The following is a 19,406-nucleotide window of genomic DNA, read 5'->3' as shown; positions in this document are numbered from 1 at the left end:
GGCCGGGTTGCCACCGCCGCATGTTCGCCCTACCGCGGCTGCATGAGCCAGCTCTCGATGGCGGTGAAGTCGCGCTCGGTCAGTCCGCGACGGGGATCAACCCGATGCAGCAGCGCCGGACCGTGGTGACGAGTGGACACCCACTGCTGATCGGCGTGGGAGATCTCGTCGTCGACCCAGACGAAGGGGCGTCCCTGCGCCCACTCGACCAGCCCACGGGTCTTCCAGTGCAAGGCGCCAGCGTCGTCGGAGTCTGGCCAGTCCACGACCGGCAGGGTCGGTAGCCCGAGCAGCGGCGCGAGCACGTCGTTCGCGTCGCTCATCCAGGTCGTCGCCCACACCAGATCACACGGCAGGGCCACCAGCCGGCGGCCGTGTCCCGGATCGACCTTGTACAGCAGGGGATGGGCATCGGCCGGTAGAGCCGGTGCCACGGGGCGGCCATGCGACATGTCCGGCCCAGCCGCCGCGGGTGTGCCGAACGGGATGAGGGTGCCGTCCACATCAAGGAACAGCAACGGACGCTGCGCGGGGGCGGACATGACCCCACAGGCTAGCTTCACGCGCCAACGGCTACCTCCGCGCTTTCCCACGGCCATTCGTCTCGTTGCTGCTCCGTGCCGGCTGGGTGCGCCACCGATGGCGACCACGGCAGGGGCGGCGCCCGGCTGCCTTTCGGCCTTTCCCGCTCCGACAGCGCCGGTGACCCGAACACGCCAGCAACACCACATTCCACACCCTCAACCAAGGAGTTCTCGTGCTTTCGCCGACACCTTCACCTACTGCCATAGGCATTGGCAGTGGCGAGTTCCGGCTTGATCTCCGTGCGGGGGTCGGGCTTGGCGTCAGCGTTGACGTCAGTCTTCAGCCGGACCCCCGAACAGACCCCCTATTTCCTCTCACACCGCAGGCCAACCCGCCGGTCAGCACTGGAGCCTTGTCCTGCGACAGACCCTGCTTAGTCTCGGGTCTCTCCCCCTGGGGCTGGTATCCCCTACCTGGGAAGGAAGTGGTAGCCGGTGGATGATCCGGTCCTTCGGGTCCAGTCCCAGCTGACCGGCCGTGATCGTGTGCTGCTGGGCTGGTTGTACGACCACGGCGTGTTGACGTCGTTCCAGATCGCGACCGCCCTGTTCCCGTCGTTGGACTTCTGTCAGCGGCGGCTGCGGACCCTGTACCGGTTGCGGTTGGTGGCCCGGCTCCGGCCGCAGCGGGCCGACGGCGGCTCGTACCCGTACCACTACGTCATCGACCAACTCGGCGCCGAGGTCGTCGCCGCCAGCCGCGACGAACGCCCACCCCGGCGGGACCACGCCCGGGTGGAGCGACGGCGCTGGACCTCGACCCGCAGCCTCGCCCACCGCCTCGGAGTGAACGGCTTCTTCACTGACCTGGCCGGGCACGCCCGCACCCGCCCGGGTGCTGGCTTGGTGGAGTGGTTCCCGGAGGTGGTGTGCCAGCGCGCCGGCACGTTCACCAGCCGGCAGGATCCGGGGCTGGTGCGGGCATACCAGCCGCGGGTCCGCCCGGACGGCTACGGCCGGTGGGTCGAGAACGGTGTCGAGGTGCCGTTCTTCGTCGAGTACGACACCGGCGCCGAGCAGCTGTCGATCCTGGCCGGCAAGGTGGACGGCTACCAGGAACTGTTCTCGAAGATCGGGCGGGCGTGGCCGGTGCTGTTCTGGCTGCACTCGGCCGCCCGGGAACGCAACCTACGCCGCGTCCTGGCCGACGTGCCGCTGATGGTGCCGGTCGCCACCGGGGCCCGCGACCACGCCGCGACGGCGGGCCTGGGCCCGGCGGAGGCGGTGTGGGCCGTGGCCAGCGGGGAAGGGCAGCGGCTGCGGCTTGTGGATCTGGCCCGGTATGCCGTTGACGTTTCCAGCCGGGCGGGTGAGGCCGCGTGATCGGCGACGGCACGACGGCGGCGGCGGACAGTACCTCCGCTGCGGATCGAACAGCAACTGTCGGCGTCTGTCGCGGATCTGTCGTAAGCGGCTCGGCCGGTGCTGACAGATTCGTGAGAGCAGCGGACGTCCGCTCCCACAGCGGCCGGACCGTGTCCGAGTCCCGCGTCCGCGGCGGGCAGTCCGCAGCCGGCGTCCGGTCCCCGTCCCAACGGTTGTCCGACGCCGGGCCGGTCGCAATCCGGTCCCGCCTCCTGCGACTTCCGGACGGACTGGAACCCCGGTCCGGAGCGAGGAGGTGATGGGCCACGACAGCACCGATCCGTGACCCGGACGGCGGTCCGCGCGATAGCCGCGTCGAGGGTGTCGTCCAAGTCGTCATCATGCTGGCGATCGGCGGCGCGGCGGGGGCGGCCAGCTTCACCCACGTGCACAACGTGGCCGCCGCGCACGGCCAACCCGGCTGGCTGGCCTGGGCCGACGCGACCGTCCTGGAGCTGATGTCCATCGCCTCCGGCCTAGAACTCCGCCGCCGCAAACGCGCCCACACATCCACCGTGTTCCCAGCAACCGTGCTGGCCTGCGCCGTCACCCTGTCCCTGGCGGCACAGGTCGTCGAGGCCGAACCCTCGGTCATCGGCTGGGTCGCCGCCGCCGTACCGGCGCTCGGGTTCCTCGTCATGGTCAAGATCGCCCTCGGACGCACCACCACCGCCACGCCCACCAACCCAGGGACCATCGGGGACCACCGACCGGACGAAGCCGGACGGACCGTTCCGGACAGCGGACCGGGCGAGACGGTGTGGTCCGCTGTCACGGCGGGGGAGCGGTCCAGGACCCGGACCGTCCGCTTACCGGAGGCTCCTCGCCGACATGGCGGACGGGACCGGCTTCGGCGAGCGGACCGGGGACGGTCCGCGCAGCCGTCCGGCGACGTGGCCGAGCTCCTGTCAGCGGCGCGAACTGTTCGGGACCGGCTGGCGGCGGACGGGCAGGCCCTGACCCGGGCGGCGCTCGCCGAAGCCCTCCGCGCCGCCGGTCACACCGTGTCCAACACCCGAGTATCCGAACTGCTCAAGACCGTCAAGGTCGAGGCGTCGGCATCACGCGAGCTGATCGTGGAACCGGCCGTGCCGATCAAGCCGACGCCACCGCCTCTGGCGCCACAGCGGCGCAGCGGTGACCGGGCAGCCATCCCTGCGCCGGTCGACCCCGACGGGATCACCCCGCTCGTGCCGCACAGTCATCCATCTCATAACCAGGAGAACCCTGATCATGAACAGCCCAACGAATCACGATGACCAGAGCACCCGCACCGCGACCGACAGCGCCACCACCGTGCCCGGTGTCGGGGAGGTGTGGACGGTCGAGGGCATCCGTGCCCTCGGCGTGACCACCACCCTCGCCACCACCGCGTCGGTGCTCGGGATCAGCCGATCCCAGGCGTACCGGCTTGCCGCCACCGACCAGTTCCCTCTACCGCTGATCCGGGCCGGCAGCCGCATCATCGTCCCCGTCGCCGCCCTCCTCCAGCTCCTCGAACTTGACCCCGCCGCTACCGGCGGCGGGCGACTTGAAGCCGCCGCGAAGGTGAGCGTGGATGCGATGACCCCGCCACCAGCGGATTCCACCCGACACCGCTGGCGACACCACAGAAAGCATCCAGGAGACCATGAGTGAAGGGATCCACCTTCAAACGCTGCGGCTGCCGCGACAGCGTCACGGGCCGGCGACTGGGACGCTCCTGTCCCCAGCTTCGCCGGCCCGGCGGCGGCTGGTCCCGCACCCACGGCCACTGGCAGTGGCAGATCGAAATCCCCGCCCGCGCCGACGGCACCCGCCGCACCCTCCGCCACGGCCCCTACGCCACCCAGGCCGACGCCGACGCCGTCCTGGACCGCATCCGGGCCGCGCTCGCTGTCCCCGATCCCACCGACGCGCACGTCACCGTCAAGACCGGTGACCTGATCGAGGCCGCCGTCAAGACCGGCGCGCCCGTGCCCAGCCCGGACCAGGTCCGGCGGGCGCTGCACCTGGACATCACCCCGACCGAACTACCCACGATGCAGGCGTATCTGACCGACTGGCTGGCTGGGCGCAAGAACATCAAGACAGGCACCCTGCGCTCCTACGAAGGGCACATCCGGCTGTACCTGATCCCGCACCTCGGGCACCTACGCATCGACCGGCTCCGCCCCGGCCACATCGACGCCATGTACGGCGCCATCGCCGAACGCAACACCACCATCGCCACCCTGCGCGCCAGCCGCGACCCCGCCAAACGCGACCAGGTCAAGAACCAACGGATCGTCGGCAACCGGACCCTGCACGTCATCCACGCCACCCTGCGCAAGGCCCTCAACGACGCGATGCGCCGCCACCGCTACATCGACACCAACCCCGCCCTCATGATCGAACTACCCACCGCCCGACCACCCAAGCCCACCATCTGGACCGACCAACGCATCCGCACCTGGCGCGACACCGGCCAAACCCCCAGCCCCGTCATGATCTGGACCCCCGAACACACCGGCCGATTCCTCGACCACACCCACGACGCAGGCGACCGGCTCTACGCCCTCTACCACCTGATCACCTTCACCGGCCTACGCCGAGGCGAAGCCTGCGGCCTGCACTGGGACGACCTCGACCTCGACGCCCACACCCTCACCGTCCGCTGGCAACTCGTCCAACACGGCTGGGCCACCGCCATCGACACCCCCAAAACCACCGTCAGCGAGGCCGCGGTCGCTCTCGACACCGAGACCGTCGCGGTGCTGCGCGCCCACCGTGCCCGGCAACAGCGCGAGCGTCTCGCCGCCGGTACTGCCTGGACCACCACCGGGCTCGTGTTCACTACGCCCACTGGCGGGCGGCTCCACCCTGCGGACGTCACGGGCCACTTCCACCACCTGGCCACGCAAGCCGGGCTGCCACACATTCGGCTCCACGACCTCCGCCACGGCGCCGCGACCATGGGCCTCGCCGCCGGCGTCCAGATGAAAGTCATCTCCAACCGGCTGCGCCACTCCAGCCCACACTTCACCGCCAAGTTCTACGGCGACGTCCTCCCCGAACTCTCACACGCCGCCGCCGAAGCAACCGCCGCCGTCGTACCAAGACGCAGTGGCACCGCAAGACCGGCATAAGACGCAGGCTCACCGTCTATCAGATGGCCAGGGCCAGATTGCCACCGAGCCGTCATCGGCAAGTCCGAAGCGTCTCAGGTAGTCGGCGTCGTCGGTGTCGCCTGCCTGCATGCGGAGCTCGGCCAGTTTCCGCAGCGCTGTGGTGTCGCCACGGTCGGCGGGCCTGCTGGTGCAGCGCCTCGGCACCGGCAGTATTACCAGCCTGCTCCCGCCGGTCCGCCAGGTAGGTCTCCGGTTTCCGGTTCTGCTTGGTCGCTGAACCATCTACCGGAGACCTCGCTGCGTCTCGACCTCCGCCACGCAGAGATCATCAAACAAGCAGCTCAAGCCCGGGCAACGACTTCGACACAGGGCCCAGTCGACTTCTGGGTCGCCCACGGGTTCTGGTCGTCCAGCCCACCCATCTCGACTCGCGGACCCTCGACGTCACGCCCGACGATCCCCGCTACCCGCGGATCTGGCGCGTCCGGGTCGAGGACCTGACCCGGGTCCTCGACCAGCTCGACCTCGTTCGAGACCGCCCTGCCCGGACTCGCCGGGCGCCTCGACCGCAGCCGCATCGCCGCCGCCGGACACTCCTGGGGCGCCCAGTCGGCAAGCATGCTGCTCGGCGCGCGGGTCCGCAACGCCGACGGATCCCCGGGTGAGGACCTGTCCGACCCCCAGATCGCCGCCGGAGTGCTGCTCGTCGTGCCGGGCACCGGCGGGGCGGACCTGACGCCGTTTGCCGCCGAGCGCTTCTCGTTCATGAGCCCGAGCTTCGCGGAGATGACCACCCCGGACCTCCTTGTTGCGCGACACTGAAGATCACAACCGATGAGGCGTTCACGGTGCCGACGAAGATCTAGGCCTACGAGACTGCCGGATCGGTGAGGTGTCGCCCGTCGTCGGCAAGGCGCCGCGAATACCCGGTCCTATGCGTTCTACAACGAGTCTCGCCTACTCGGCGTAGGTGTTCGTGAGAACCGGCGCCCTTGTGGATCACGGAGAAGTCCGGTGTGGGCCATCAGCAGCAGGTCGAGCCACTTTCCGTAGAAGCTGATCAAACCGCTGGCGTCCCGGCAGTAAACGGATCTGCCGAGTTATGGCGAGATTCTCCGGGTCAGTCGGCGGCGACTGCGGTCTTGGTGCTGCCGCCGTGTTCGGTGATCCGCGGCCGGATGTGTGCCTTGACGGCGCTGCGGCTGAAGGCTGGGTCGGTCGCCTTGCCTGACCAGATGTAGGCCTCTCCTCGTCCCAGCGCTGCCATCTTGGCCGGCGTTAGATCGGCGAGAGCAGCGTTGGCCTTCTGCAGATGCTTTAACCAGGCTGGAGAGGTGAACCGGTGCAAGATGAGTTGGTTGGAGAGCTCGATGAGGGCTATCGGCACTGATGCTGGTTCCTGGCTCGCCACCAGGATGCTCATCCCCTTGTGTCGCATCTCTCGCACGCTCTCGATCAGCCCGGCGGCGAGATCCGGGCTGTCGATGAACTTGTGTGCCTCGTCGAAGACGACGAGTTTGTTGAACCGACGCCCGGCGCTGGTGGCTTCCGAGAACAGCTCCATGAGTACGACGAACAGGCCGAGAGCCTCGTCCTTCTCAATCAGTTCGTCTCGAAGATCCACAATGATTACCCGACCGGGGCGGACCAGGTCCTGGATGCGGGCCGTGTCGTCGATGTAGTCGGCGGCGAGGTCCAGACGCTGGTGGGCCAGCTGTTTGATGGGATCCGACATCGACGATTGGTCGACCCCGGCGCGCAGAGCGTCGATGGACAGGTTGTTGCGGTGCGCCTTCATGATCCGGCCGAGTTGGCGGATGTAGGTGGACTGGTTGCCGACAGCTCCCATCAGAAAACGCCAGTGTGCGGCCCGTAGCTCCGTCGAGCTGAATTTGAGTGCCCGCAGCTCGATGCCGGGATATTCGTTCCGGCGTTGCTCCAGTTGGTCTTCGGGGACCAGCATCAGCACATCGTCGAGCCCGGTCGGCGCTACGCCGTAGCGGTCCCGCAGACCTTGGACCTGCGTCGCGTCGGAGTTGGGGGCGACCAGGCTGGTGAACTCAGGTACGTAGCTCAGGATCGGACTGTAGTGGAAGATGATGGTGGCCAGCGGCTGCGGCAGCCGGTTGACCGGTGGCGTGGCGAGGGAAGCAGCTTCGACGATGGTGCCCAGCGTGTAGCTCTTCCCAGCGCCCTGCACGCCGAACAGGCTGATGGTGTGGGTCTCGTTCAGGTCGAGAGCAATATGCCGCCCGCCGTACTCGCCGATGATGCCGTACTGGAGGGACGGACCGGCTGCGCCGATGTAGATGTCAGGCTGAACCGATGGAGCCGGTGGGTCGGGCACCGGCTGTTCTGACCGGTCTGTCGACTCCAGCAGTTCCGCTGGTCCGGTGGATTCCACCGGCTCCGGCCCAATTGGCGTTGCATCGGTGATCGCATCGTCTCGGTCGTTTGGGGTCTCGGGGTCGCGGTCGCTCGGTGGGCGACCCTGCGGCACGACATGGTCGCGGGCAGGTGCCCGGAACGCGGCCTGTGGCAGATGTGCGACGGTGGACTGACGTGTTCCGAAGGTCCCCTCGGAGTGGGTGTCGGTCGGCGAAGCCGCCGCCAGAACCGGATCGGTGGCGATGCCGCCGAGTAGTTCGCTGATGACGTCGCGGCCGACGCGGTGAAACTCGACCTCGCCCTCGTCGTCTTGGTCAGTTCCGCTGCCCCGGAGGTCGAAGATGAGTCCGGTCTGGGTGAAGCTCAGCTGATATCCCCAGTCGAGGTGATCCAACATCCAGTGAGCTTCTTCCGCGATCTCACTGGCACCATCGATGATGCCGTGGCGGACCGCCCGGCCGAGATAGAAGCGCAACAACGCGGCGAGCTCCGCGTTGCGGCTCGCCCGGTCAGGACGATCGGGCTGGTAGTACGCGGGGTCGAAGCCCTCGGCGAGCACGTCTCTGCTGCGGCTGAGCTGCTCGGTGATCTCGTTTCGGACCTTCTGCAGGTCCGCGATGCTGGTCAGCGTGCTGTGACACTTCACTTCGACGAGCCGGCAGGTGATGGCGCGTCGCTGCGCGTCGAGACTGAAGAGGGCAAGGTCGGTGCGTCGAAGTCCGACGCTTTCGGCGACCTCGTCGGCTCTGCGGCGAGCGTCGCGGTATAGCTCCAGGTGGGAGTCGAGGGGGACGAGGATCTGGTCGCCCAGGACTGCCTGGTGCTCCAGGTAGAGCCGGGCGAGCGCCAAGCCCAGGACTTCGGTCCGCTGGTTCGGTGCGGTGGACGCGATCTTGAAGGCCAGCCTGCCGGACAGTAGCCGAAGCTGGTCGAAGAAGGTCCCAGCGTGTCTGCGGTCGACCTGGAATCCGTGCTGATCCAGCATTGGACGCAGCAAGGAGCGCAGCTCGTCGACAGACCTGGAGCTGACCACCAGTTGGTGGCCGAGGCCGTCTGGTCCGGTGCTGGCGAAGTCGATGATGTAGTCGGGGCGGCGGGAACTTCCTGGGCTGTCGAAGTACTCGACGCCCAAGGTCCGGTCCACGGTGATGACCCAGTCGCTGCAGCGGTGTGCCTGATGTAGCAGGCTGGCGTCGGCGGCGGTCAGGTTCAGCGTTATCCGTGGCACCAGCCCGGTTCCTGCTTCACCGGTGGCCACCGTCGCTGTGGCGACCGAGATCGCCTGGGGAAGTGCGGTGAGCAGGTCGGAGTATTCCTCGGACCCTGGAATGTCCCGGCCAGGGCCGTGCCGGGGCTGCTTGTGCCAGGCCACGATGCCGTCGGTGGTGTCGACGTAGTCGACGGTCAACTCCTGGACCAGCCCGTGCACCGGTGCTGTCGAGTCGGGGCGGGCCGGACCGACACCGAGATCTTCGCCGCTGAAGGCATCGAAAAGCAGCGTGAGGTGTGCCGTGTGCCGGCTTGTCGCCGAGCGGAAGTCGTCGAGCGGCAGCACCGCGACGGCGAGTTTGGGCGCCAACCCGGCGCTTGTCGGTGTGCAGAACGTCTCCGCCTCGGCGGTGGTGCTCCACTCACCGCTGAGTAGTTGAGCGAGCGCCACACCGGTGCCGGTCTGCTGCGGGTCTGCCGCGAACAGTCGCAGGTCGTACGAGAGATGCCGAAGGTTCTTGCGGCGTTCCAGCTCGATGAGGGTGTCCGCCAGCTGCTCCGCGCGCCCCGGGTTGACCACGCACAGGACCAGGGTGGCGACGTAGGGGTGCATCCGGACGTAGCGCTCGATCCGGTCAGCGAGTTGTCCGGCGGTGACCGTCAGGGCCGCGCTCGGACTGTCTGGCACGCCGAGCGCCGATGCCACGTCGGCCAACAGGCTCTGCGGGTCGCCCGTTTCCGCCGGTAGGTAGACCCCCCAGTGGGTGGCGAAATCGACGGTAGCGGCGCTGAGCCGGCGGTCGGTGCCGACGGCGGTCAGCGGGAAACCGGTCGGTGCCAGGGCGAACAACCGCTCGGCCGCCGCCCTTACCCGGTCCTTGTCACCGGCCGCTACCGCGTGAACGAGCGGGGCGACGGACGAGGCTTCCGCGAGCCAGTGTCGCCCAAGCCGGGCCCAGGTGACCATCCACAGCAGACGCAGTGGGTGGGTGGGGGCGACCAGGGTGAGCTGGTGCAGGTTGCCCCGGGTGTCCTGGTGCTCCACCACGACGGTGTCGATCTGCAACAACGTCGTCAGTTGCCGCGTCAGCTCGGTGTCAGCGATCCGCCCGGTGCTGTGCAGCGATCCGTTGAGCAGCTCGGTGTATGCCTCCGCATAGGCGAGTACGGCGGTGTCGATCCGGCTCAGATCACGGCCGGCGACGACCATGCCGTCGTCGCCACTGATCGCGGTCAGGACGGCGGCCCGGGTGGCGAGGAACGTGTCGAGCCGTTCCGAGGCAGCCAACGGTGGGTGCTGATGCTCGACCTCGACAAGGCGGGGCGATTGCCCGGCCGCTGTGCTCAACTGGCGGACGGCGAGCCGGGTGGGCTCGGCCAGGATCTGCCGTTCCAGCTCGGCGAGGATCGGAGCGAGCGGCACCTGCGCGGTGCCATGCCCGCCGAAATCGGCCTCGACGATGGTGCGGGCCGGATCCTTCCATGACGTCTGCTGGCAGCTGGCCTCCTGCCAGTCCCGCCCGTCCGCCGACGCCTCGAACGCCAGCCGGAGCAGCTCCTGGGTCACTCCGGCGGTCCGGCGGTTGTTGGGTTGGCTCGGTGGCTCGTCGAGGTCGTTCTCCGCGACCACGTAGAACCGGTGACTCTCGTTGTCAGGGTGGCTGGCCGGAAGCTCGGATTCCGGCTGGTCGCGGCGGCTCGCGTGCTGGGACGTCTCGACCGGCAGCGGCACGCCCGTGCTGTCCATCGGCGTGACCCGGATGTAGTGCCAGCCGTGGTCGAGCCGGGCGGGGCGCAGCCGCTTCAGCATCGCCTTGTACGTCTGCCGTCGGTTGGTGCCGACCTTGACGGTGGTGTGTATTCCAGTCGGGCCGGACTCCTCGGACATCAGTTGGACGGAGAAACTGGTCAGGCCACGGACCTGTCGGGCGTCCGGGGTCACCTCGAAGACCACCGGCAGCTGGTTGTGGCCGGATGTGCCGCCTGGCAGGTAAGCCTGGCCGGTGATGCTGCCCAGGACCGGGTGGTCGCGGTGCTCAGGTCGCCCGCCGGCGCGCGGCAGGGGCAGCTCGTCGATGGTGATGCGTACGGCCGATGCGATCCGGTCCTCCGGCAGCGGCCAGCGGTGAAACGACAGCCCCCAGTTGGCGCGGTCGACGACGATCCGGCGGGTCCAGTCCAGGGAGGTGTCCCGGCCGGCGTCGGTCAGAAATTCGGCCACCTTGGTGCGGAACGCGGCATCGGTGAGCCGCAGGTCCACGACGCGTTGCCGGACCGACCGGTCGGCACGGTTGAGCGCCTGGATGGTCCGGGCGTTGCGGGTGGCCCGGGTGCGCACCTGGGCGGGGTCGGCGAACAGCTCGAAGTCGGGGATGAGCCCGAGCTCGAACAGCGCGCCGCCCGCGGCCTGCGGGTCCCGATCGTTGTGTTCGACGGTGAGCAGGAACCGGGCCTGCTGCAGCGTGCCGGCGACGACCCCGTACGGCTCGGTTGCCTGCTCGTCGAGCACGCCGAACAGTTCGCCGATCGCCGTGCGCAGCTCGTCGGGCAGGGCGGCTTGTAGTCGGGTGACGAGTTCCTGGTAGACGTCACCGGGTTCACTTTGCTCGAAGGTGGCGACCCCGAAGGAGTCTTCGGCGCTGGCGTGCGTGCCGGGTGGGATGAACACGAGCAGCGGTGGGCGCTGGCGGCCGTCGGCGTCGGGGTTGCGCAGCTCGACGAGCTTGGTGCCGCTGATCGCCACATCGTCGGACACCTGGGGCGGTTGTCCGAGGACGTGGATCTGGGCGGCGGCGCCGGTCGCGGCGCGTAGCCGGCGGCACAGCTGGGCGGCCAGCGGCGCGCCGAGGTCGGTCACCCGGACACAGTGCCCCGGTGCGCGGGCGGCGAGCAGCGCGGCGAACCGGGGCACCAGGACCCGTTCGAGGGCTTCGTCGAGGTCGGTGTCGGTGACTTCGCGCAGTCCGGTGCTCATCGTGGCGCTCCGTCGGGCCCGAGGCGATAACGCGGGGTGATGGTCTGGGTGAGGTAGGCATCGGAGAGGTCGGTGTAGAAACCGATCTCCCGCAACCGGGCGACGAGCGCGGCCCGGTTCTCCCGAAGCGCCCGGTGGTCGATGATGCTGGGCTGGCCAAAGCCGTCCCCTGGCGGAAGCTCGTCGATGTAGAGCCCATACCGGTCGCGTAGCACCGCGAGGAATTCGTCGACTCGGATCGCGGCGGTCCGCAGCGTCCCGGCGCCGTCGGGCCGCAGCAGGGCCAACTGGAGGAGCACTTCGAGTAGTCGGCTGTCGAGCACGAAGCGGCGCTGTCCGCGACGCGGCTGGGTGAGCATCGCGCCAGGACGGTGTTTGAGCAGCAGGCTGTCGAGGCAGTCGGTCAGGTAGCCACGGTGGAACTTGATTCGGTACGCGGTGATGATCTCGATGTAGGTGGCGAACGGGTCGAGCTTCAGCTGCAGCAGGTCGGCGATCTGCGGGTCGAGGCCGTTGTCCTCGCCGGATGCCGCCTCCACGACGCGGGCCAGCCGGGCTTCGGCGAACCGGCCCCGGTCGGCCTTGTGCGCCGGGCCCAGCAACGACAACAGCTGCTCGACGAGGAACATGTCACCGGCCGGCTTGCGAAGCTTGCCGATCTTCACCAGGTGCCAGCCGAAGTCGTCGAGCTTCTTCACGGTGAAGGTCGCCTGCACGAACGCCGGGATTCGGTCGTACCAGACCTGGGCGCTCGTTTCGGCCAGCCGGGCGGCGGGTGTGCCGGGCACTCCCGCGACGTCGAGGAAGAATCCGCCACCGAATCCGACGCGGTCGCCGGCTGTCCAGATCGGCAACGTCTTCATGATCCGGAAGTGGTACCGCGCCAGGTGGAAGGCGAACAGGATCTTCAGGTGGTCGACCAGCACCGACCGGGGGACGACCCCTCGGTGATAGAGCAGGCGGGTGACGTCCTGGGTGAGGAGCTCGGCGGCGGCGGTGTCCAGCGGTGGGTAGATCTTGCGAACCCGGCTCCGATCCTCCCGGTCGGTGACGGCCCTCTTGGCGGCCTCGCAGAGGTTGATCAGGGTCTGGGTCTCGACGTCGATCTCGGTGGCGTCGCCGACGCCACCGACGCGCTGGTCGACGCCGGCGAAGAAGAAGTTTTTCAGCAGTCTCAGTACGGTTTCACGAGACTTGGAGCCGTGGTGGAGCATCCAGTAAAGCTGTTCGTCGGCACCGTAGGGCCGGGATCGGCGCCCCACCCGGAAGCGGTAGGTGAAGCCATGCAGTGGCCGCAGCCCGGCGACGGCCTGGCCAGGTTTGCCCCGGTTGACCAGGTCGAGTAGGTGGGTTTCCAGCCAGCGGGCGGTGACGTCCGGGTCGAAGCCAACGAACCAGTCAGGAGACTCCGCGATCTGTTCGACGAAGGCGTCGACGCTCAGATCCGCCCCCGAGCCGACTATGACGCTCGGCGAGCCCTTCCACCGCAGCCGGGGCAGCAGGGCGGTGAGCACCCGGTCCATGTCGAGCTGTTTGTAGTCGAGGTAGCTGACCGCCGGGTGGCGGAACTCCTTGTCGTCCTTGTGTAACCCCACTACGACTCCTCCCGCGGGGCCACCGGCTCCATCCGGACCTGCCCAGCTGGCTCCCGCAGCACCCGCCACAGCTCCCGCCCGGTTACGGTGAGGAGCAGTTCCTGGTACGGGGCGGCGGACAGCTCGTGCTTGAAGATGGTCAGGCCGAGATGCAGCCCTTGGCGTTCGGCGATGCCGGGCAGGTAGCCGTCCCGCAGCCGGGTGAGCAGCTCGAACAGGTCGAGCCGGATCCGCAGCGCGGCGTGCTGGTCGGCTGCGCCCCGGTAGCCCAGCACCAGCTCCTGGGCACCACCCTCCAGGTAGGGCGACTGCGGCGCACCGTCCGCGCGCAACGACAGCTGCCCGGCGGGGAACAGCCGGTAGCTGCGGATCCTGCCGTCGGGCACCGCTCGGACCTGCAACGCCAACGCGTCGGCGATCCGGGCCGCGTCGCCGAGTCCTTCGCCGCGGTTCAGTGCGCCGATGAGCTCCGGCAGCCGCGACGGCAGCTCGTCCGGGCGGGCCAGCAGGTTCAGGAAGTCCGATGCCGAGCGGTACGGCAGCATGCGTCGCGACCGTTCGTCGTCGACGCACTCGAAGTAGAACCGGCGACGGGCGGCGGCGAGGTAGCGGCGGTGCGCCTGGCCGGTGGCCGAGCTCAGCGCCGTGCCGCGTGGCAGCTCGTCTACCAGGCGTTGCAGCATCTGCAGGTCGTATTCGCCGCGCCGGTCCACCGTCATCAGGGCACGGCCGGCGTCCGGTCCGACGTAGTCGAGCCGGCGGTCCAGGCCCGGGTCGGCGACCGCAGCGACATCCACCTGGGTCAGCAGGTTCAGTAGCCGGTCGGCACCGCCGGCCGGCCCGGCCCAGCTGTTGAAGTAGAAGCCGTCGAGCACTTCGGTGAGCTGGTCGCTGGCGTACAGCTCGTGGATGTCCGCGCAGTCGCGACCGGAGGTGAGCATGAAGGCCAGCGCCGACTGCACGTCTCGGACGGTGATGTGCGCGATGCCCCGCAGCTCGGTCAGGCGGTAGAGCATCCGCAGCCGTGCGGTGATCTTCGGCCCGATAGCCGGGTGCGCGAAGGTACGGGCGTTGTGCCGGGCGTAGCACTTGTCGACGAGCACGCACCCGTCGCAGCCCTCCCACCGTCGGGGGTGGGTCATCCGGCCCAGCATCCGGTCGAAGACCGCACCATTGAGCTCGTCGGAGTCGTCCAGCAGGCTGCGGCGGTTGAGGTTGATGACCACGACGCCGGACCCACTGCCGCGGGGACCAGCGGCACCCGGACCAGTGACGGCGGCCGGCGCGCCCGACCGGTCGTGCAGACCGGCCAGCACCTGGTCGGCCAGGGCCGGGAACTCCGACCGGTGGGTGTCGAGGAAGTCGACCAGCCGACCTTCGTTGATCGCGATCAGCCGGGTCTCTCCGGCGACCCCGGCCAGGTCGGCACCGGCGAACGGCGCGAAGAAGTCCAGCAGGACATCGTCGTTGTGCTTGTCCGACTCGTCCTGGCTGCCGTCATGGTTGGTCCGCAGGACCAGGCCGGTCGGGGTCTCGAAGTCCGCTCCGTTGCTGCGCCGCACGGGTGTGCGCGGCCCGTCCTTGGTGGCGACCGTCAACAGCCGTTCCAGGAACGCGGTCTTGCCGTCGCCAGCGTTGCCGGTGATGACCACCAGCCGGTAGGTGCCGGCCAACACGTCGGGGGTGAGCCTGTCGTCCAGCGCCGTGGTCACGTACAGGTCGAACGCCGGGTTGCCGCCGGCGCGGGTGCCGGCGTTGCTCCGGACGCTCTGGCTGTAGAGCGTTTGTAGGTGCCCGACGAACGGGTTGCTGCCGGCCGACGACGGCGTGGGCGGCGGGAGCACCGGGTCGGCGGGCTCCGATCGCACCGGCTCGAACACCTGGTCGCCGAGGTCGCGCAACGCGTCGCGTAGCTGCTGGGCGCTGGTGTACCGCTCGCTGCGCAGCGGGGCGATGGCGGTCGACAGGGTGTGGACAAGCCGCTCGGAGAGGTTGCCGAGCCCAGGCACCTGGCGCGGGTCGTCGGGCCGTCGACCCATGGTGGCGGCGCGATCCGAAAAAGGCCACTGGCCGGTCAGCACCTCGTAGAGGGTCAGCCCGAGCGCGTAGACGTCCCGGTCGATGAGGTCGGCGCGGGTGACCGGCCCGCCGGTGGCGAAGTCCGGCGGGGCGTAGCGGGCGGTGCCACCGGTGCGCGACAGACTGGAGTCGTCGGAGACCGCCACGTTGAAGTCGATGATCTTGCAGCCGTTGTCGGTCCGCAGCAGGTTCGCGGGCTTGATGTCGCAGTGGTAGATGCCGTTCTCGTGCAGGTAGACAAGCCCGTCGGCGACATCGACGCCGAGCCGCACGGTGTCCGCAGGCCCCAGCGCCCGCTGACTGACCAGGTCGGCGACCTGCTGACCGTCGACGTATTCGAAGACCAGGTACGGGATGTCGCCGCCGTCGAGGAAGTCGGCGCTCTCCACCTTGACCACGCTGGGATGAGCCGGTAGCCGCAACAGCAGTTGATACTCGACCCGCAGGCGCTCGACCACCGAATCCCGGTCACGGTGCACGATCTTCACCGCCCGGTCGAGGCCGGCAAGACGGTCGTACGCCTGGTAGGCGGTGCCGTAGGAGCCCGGCTTGCCGAGCCGGCGGCGGATGGTGAACTTGTGAGTCAGCTGATAGCCCGGCGGCAGGTCCCGGAAGTCGGGCTGCGGCGGCGTCGGCGCGGAGGTCGCCTCGGCCCGCCTGGTGTTGCCCGGTCGGATCAGCCACGCCAGGTCCCGCAGGGCCTCGGTGGCGGCCGGCCGCGCCGATGGCGCCAACGCGCACATCCGGCGCAGCAGCTCGGCCAGCGCTGGGCTGAGCCCGGCAGCGGTCATCACCTGCGGCGGCAGCACACTGCCCCGGCGGGTCTGGTCGTCGGTGGTGGCGAACGGCAGCTCGCCGGTGAGTAACCGGTACGCGATCACTCCGGCGGCGTACACATCGGACGCCGGGCTCATCGCCTGGGCCCGCCGCTGGCATTCGGGGGCGACGTAGGCCGGGTCGAGTACGTCGGCCAACCGGTCGATCACCGAGTGGTCCCGTGGCCCCTGCGGCCGAGCGTAGTCGAACCCGGTGAGCACGCCCCGGTTTTCCCGGGTGACCAGCACCGACGCCGGGGTCAACGCTCGGTGCAGCACCCGGTGGGTGTGCGCGTGGGCGAGCCCACGCAACATGTCCGCGACGACCCGCAGCCGCACGTCGGCGCTGAGCGCCTGCCGTGGGTCGGTCAGGTGTACGGTCAGTGGCTGGCCGTTGACGTCGTCGAGGACAAGGACGAACTGTCCTTCGTCGTCGGTGGGGAAGAAGTCGCGCCGGCCCACGATGTGCGGACTCGGCGGCATCTTCGTCAGAATCTCGTACGCGTTGCCGATCGCGTGGCGCTGCGCCGCCCGCTGATCGGCGGGCAGGAACGGGTCGGCCCGGTAGACCCGCAGCAGCACGGTTTCCGACGCGGCGGCGAAGGCGGCGTTGCGGGCCCGGTATTCGGTGACCTCTTCGTCGCCGCCGAGCCGTTCGCAGACCTGCCAGTTGCCGAAGTGTCGCGGCCCGGTGCGGCGGCGGACCCCGCTACCCAGGGCGTTGAGGACGGTCGCCTGATGCGATCGGATGTCGCGGATCATGCCGGCCCGGATCCGGGTCGGGTCATCGAGGGCCGGGATCAGGCCGTGCAGGTCGACGACGTCGATGGCGTCGGCGTCGAGGCGGTCGCTCGGGTCGACCAGCCGGGCGTCGCGACCGACCAGGACCACCAGGTGGCCCACGTAGACCTGGGAAAGCTCAGGTCGGGCCCGCTCCAGGACGCCTTTGAGCGCCCTGGCGTGCCCCCGGAGTTTGCGCACCGGCGAGGCGAACGAGTCGCGACCCTGCGGATACCACCGGACGCCGGCGACGTCGATCCGCCCAGCGGTGCCCTTCACGTCGATCAGGTGCACGGCGCGGGTGGTCACCACCACGAGATCCACTTCGTACGCGTTGCCGTGCACCGGGATCTCGATGTTGTGCAGCACGAACCAGTCGCCGGGAGCGTTGTCCCGCAGGTGCGCGATGATCCGGCGTTCCCCGTCGTTGGCCGGGGTGGACCCACCAACGATCTCAGCCACGATCAGCGAGCCGCCTCTCGCACCGCCTTTTCGAGCAGAGCAAACGCCTCGTCCTCCTTGCGGTCCGCATCGTCGCGGTCACGATACGCCTGCCGGACAACCCCGGCGATCCGCTCCCGGTCCGCCGCCGCCGCCATCGGCACCGGCAGCCGGGCCCGCAGCGACTCGTGGATGTCCTGTTGCTTGCCGCCGGTGCTCATCGAGCGGAGCATCCGGAAGGCCACCTCCGACCGGAGGAACGCGAAGAGGTACGCCCCCGACACCTGCGGATCCCCCGAAACCACCCGAAGAAAGTCTTCGGAGAAGACGTACTTGTCCAGCCAGTCGCCGGTCACCAGGAGCGGGCGACAGTAGACCTCGGTTTCCCCCAGGGTGCCGCGGGCAGCGATCAAGACGGTCTCATCCTGGCATCGCATGGCGTCGAACGTGGCGGCATCGAGACTGATCCACCGGCCTTCGGGGCGCAGCCAGAATCCCTGGCGTTGGCCGAGTAGCCGGTGACCCATCCCCGGTTTGCTCTCGACCCGCTTGAACCGATGACCGCGCGACAGTTGGCCGCCGGTGCAGATGTCGCCGAGGGGGCGGTGCGGGACTGAGCGGAGGGCGTCGATGATGCGGCGGGCGCGGGGGGAGTAGTTGAGGGCCCGCAGCGACAGGGCGGTGGGCCGCTCGATGGTGAAGCCGAGGTCACGCTCCCGGTCGTGCCAGCGCAGGTCGAGCAGCTCGGGGATGCCGGCGCTGACGAAGAGATCGCGGGTCGCCTCCCGTACTCCGTCTTCGTAGTGCTGCCGCAGCTGCATCGCCTCGGTGATCAGGGCGTCGATCCGCTGCTCGACGCCGCCGCCGAAGCGGGGCACCGGCAGGTCGGCGATGTGGCTCGGCTCGATGTGCTTGACGCTGGTGCCGTAGATGCCGCCCTTGATCACCGGGATGCCGAATGGGCTGGCCAGGAAGGTGTAGAGGTAGCCGGCCGGGATCCGGGCGAGGTCCGGCACCACCCGCATGACATCTTGGCTGCACGCCGCACCGGCCATGCTGAGCCGGGCGTAGGTGACCCGGCCGGCGGTCATTCCGGAGCAGGTGACCAGGGTCCAGCCCGGCTCCAGCGGAAGGTTCGGGATCGTCTCGAACGACCTCTTGGTGATCATCGGCAGGTTGGCCAGGTCGGCCTCGAAGATGTCCGCGCTGCCGAGGAACGGCACCCCGTGCGCCGGGTCGGTGGTCCACTCGCGGCGGAACCGGCCGGCGTGGAAGACGCGCGCGGTGACCGCGCGCAGCGGCTCGCTGTGCGGCATCCGGTGCAGGTATTTGCGGGCGGCGTAGGCGTCGGAGACGTATGGCCCCGGGTCGAGGCGGAATCCCTGATCGGCCAGCCAGCTCGCCTGGACGGGATTGTCTGGGCTGGCCAGCTTCACAGATCCTCCTCGGGGAACCAGTCACGTAGCGTGTCGCGCAGTTTCAGGAACGCCGGATCGGTGCAGCCCTTGACGGAGATCCCGGCCGCCAGCCGCTTGAACAGCGCCGGGGAGCGGTCCACCTTGTGCCCGTCGCGGCGCAGGTCGCGGTAGCGATCGCGCAGATGTTCGAGGGCCTCCTTCGGCCGCGCCGGTTTGGCCCGGTCGTGCGGCCAGTGGCCGCTGTCGGCCAGGATCTGCCGGAAGTTGGCGGGGCAGTTGAGCGCCTGGGCGACCCGGGGGTTGTCCTGCCAGACCCACGCCTCCAGCTCCGGTTCGATCACGATCACCGCAAACTCGGCCCAGGTGTCGCGCATCCGCCGGCTGAGGTCGTCGTGGATCTTCCCCGGCCCGGGGGTGCCGTCCCAGTCGTTGTCCAGCACGATCACCGCGCGGTGGTAGTCGCGCCGGTACGTGCGCAGCAGCTCCGGCCCCTGCCGGTAGACCCCGGGATCCTTGGTGGGGGAGACGACCACGTCGTGACGCGGATCGAAGGCGAACCGTTGGCAGCCAACGCTGCGGTGGAACTCACGTCGCCCGAGGAATCCGTGCAGCATCTGCTGCATCGAGCCGTCGGCGACCAGGAAGATCACGTCACGCATGGGTGGGGGC

At 69.2% G+C, this 19,406-nt stretch carries 10 protein-coding genes and 1 pseudogene; 5 read left to right on the top strand and 6 right to left on the bottom strand.

The window, feature by feature from the left end; genetic code table 11:
* Positions 1-29 precede the first annotated feature (29 nt).
* Positions 30-542, bottom strand: coding sequence for an HAD domain-containing protein (locus tag ABZ452_RS01490; protein ID WP_357937682.1), 513 nt, complete (start codon positions 540-542; stop codon positions 30-32).
* 477 nt (positions 543-1,019) lie between these two features.
* On the opposite strand from ABZ452_RS01490, the gene ABZ452_RS01485 reads away from it, so the two are divergent.
* The 5 genes and pseudogenes from ABZ452_RS01485 to ABZ452_RS01465 all read left to right on the top strand — a co-directional run.
* Positions 1,020-1,907, top strand: a complete 888-nt coding sequence (locus ABZ452_RS01485) for a replication-relaxation family protein (RefSeq protein ID WP_357937680.1) — start codon at positions 1,020-1,022, stop codon at positions 1,905-1,907.
* A 380-nt stretch (positions 1,908-2,287) separates the two neighbouring features.
* Complete coding sequence (locus tag ABZ452_RS01480) at positions 2,288-3,208, top strand: DUF2637 domain-containing protein (RefSeq protein WP_357938169.1); 921 nt, start codon at positions 2,288-2,290, stop codon at positions 3,206-3,208.
* Positions 3,183-3,587, top strand: coding sequence for a hypothetical protein (locus ABZ452_RS01475; RefSeq protein WP_357937678.1), 405 nt, complete (start codon positions 3,183-3,185; stop codon positions 3,585-3,587). Before ABZ452_RS01480 ends, ABZ452_RS01475 begins: the two co-directional genes overlap by 26 nt.
* Complete coding sequence (locus ABZ452_RS01470; protein WP_357937676.1) at positions 3,584-5,056, top strand: tyrosine-type recombinase/integrase; 1,473 nt, start codon at positions 3,584-3,586, stop codon at positions 5,054-5,056. Before ABZ452_RS01475 ends, ABZ452_RS01470 begins: the two co-directional genes overlap by 4 nt.
* 354 nt (positions 5,057-5,410) lie before the next feature.
* A pseudogene (locus ABZ452_RS01465) lies at positions 5,411-5,851 on the top strand (chlorophyllase); the annotation flags it as partial.
* 307 nt (positions 5,852-6,158) lie between these two features.
* Here ABZ452_RS01465 and ABZ452_RS01460 read toward each other — a convergent pair.
* The 5 genes from ABZ452_RS01460 to ABZ452_RS01440 are packed head-to-tail and all read right to left on the bottom strand — an operon-like array spanning position 6,159 to position 19,396.
* Positions 6,159-11,609, bottom strand: coding sequence for a hypothetical protein (locus ABZ452_RS01460; RefSeq protein ID WP_357937674.1), 5,451 nt, complete (start codon positions 11,607-11,609; stop codon positions 6,159-6,161).
* On the bottom strand, positions 11,606-13,273 hold the full coding sequence (locus tag ABZ452_RS01455; protein WP_357937672.1) for a hypothetical protein: 1,668 nt from the start codon (positions 13,271-13,273) through the stop codon (positions 11,606-11,608). The genes ABZ452_RS01460 and ABZ452_RS01455 overlap by 4 nt, the downstream gene beginning before the upstream one ends.
* A complete protein-coding gene (locus ABZ452_RS01450) occupies positions 13,204-17,340 on the bottom strand; it encodes a protein kinase (protein ID WP_357937670.1) in 4,137 nt (1,378 codons plus the stop codon). Before ABZ452_RS01450 ends, ABZ452_RS01455 begins: the two co-directional genes overlap by 70 nt.
* Positions 17,341-17,342: 2 nt before the next feature.
* Positions 17,343-18,755 carry a hypothetical protein gene (locus ABZ452_RS01445; protein WP_357937668.1) on the bottom strand — a complete coding sequence of 471 codons (1,413 nt, stop codon included), beginning with the start codon at positions 18,753-18,755 and terminating at the stop codon, positions 17,343-17,345.
* Positions 18,752-19,396 carry a hypothetical protein gene (locus ABZ452_RS01440; RefSeq protein WP_357937666.1) on the bottom strand — a complete coding sequence of 215 codons (645 nt, stop codon included), beginning with the start codon at positions 19,394-19,396 and terminating at the stop codon, positions 18,752-18,754. Before ABZ452_RS01440 ends, ABZ452_RS01445 begins: the two co-directional genes overlap by 4 nt.
* Positions 19,397-19,406 lie beyond the last annotated feature (10 nt).

It is taken from the genome of Micromonospora sp. NPDC005707, assembly GCF_040631005.1.
Classification (GTDB): domain Bacteria; phylum Actinomycetota; class Actinomycetes; order Mycobacteriales; family Micromonosporaceae; genus Micromonospora.
This window is presented reverse-complemented; position numbering and strand designations above follow the sequence as displayed.

Bases quoted from the DNA above. Each gene is read 5' to 3' on its own strand.
- ABZ452_RS01440 (WP_357937666.1), bottom strand. From the start codon at position 19,396: ATGCGTGACGTGATCTTCCTGGTCGCCGACGGCTCGATGCAGCAGATG.
- ABZ452_RS01460 (WP_357937674.1), bottom strand. From the start codon at position 11,609: ATGAGCACCGGACTGCGCGAAGTCACCGACACCGACCTCGACGAAGCC.
- ABZ452_RS01475 (WP_357937678.1), top strand. From the start codon at position 3,183: ATGAACAGCCCAACGAATCACGATGACCAGAGCACCCGCACCGCGACC.
- ABZ452_RS01490 (WP_357937682.1), bottom strand. From the start codon at position 542: ATGTCCGCCCCCGCGCAGCGTCCGTTGCTGTTCCTTGATGTGGACGGC.